Annotated in this window: 1 protein-coding gene; it reads left to right on the top strand. The window is 45.3% G+C overall.

Features of this window, described 5'->3' with window-relative positions; all coding sequences use genetic code 11:
• Nucleotides 1-382: ABC transporter substrate-binding protein (locus tag AB4486_RS27285; RefSeq protein WP_372119915.1), on the top strand; the 382-nt coding region annotated here is incomplete at both ends.

Here is a 382-nt window from a genome sequence, read left to right as displayed (position 1 = left end):
TACCAATCGAAAACCAAGTAGCGGAAATGAACCGTTTCCTATCTGGTGAAATCGATTTCACAAACGAACTTCCAACTGAGCACTTCAAGCGTCTTCAAAAAGAGTACGCAGAAGATGTATCTGTAGCGGGTAACCTATGTACTTACTACTACATCTTCAATACGAAGAAAGCACCATTTGATGATGTTCGTGTTCGTCAAGCAATCTCTTACGCGATCGACCGTGATATCGTAACAGGTGCTATCCTAGCGCAAGGTCAAAAACCTGCGTATTTCCTAACGCCTGAAATCACAGCTGGCTTCGATCCTGAGCTACCTGCTTACGGCAAGATGTCTCAGAAAGAGCGTAACGCAGAAGCGGAACGTCTTCTTGAAGAAGCGGG

Source organism: Vibrio sp. 10N.222.55.C6 (assembly GCF_041473395.1).
Lineage (GTDB): Bacteria > Pseudomonadota > Gammaproteobacteria > Enterobacterales > Vibrionaceae > Vibrio > Vibrio crassostreae_C.
The sequence above is the reverse complement of the archived record's forward strand: the minus strand, read 5'-3'. Positions and strand labels throughout refer to the sequence as shown.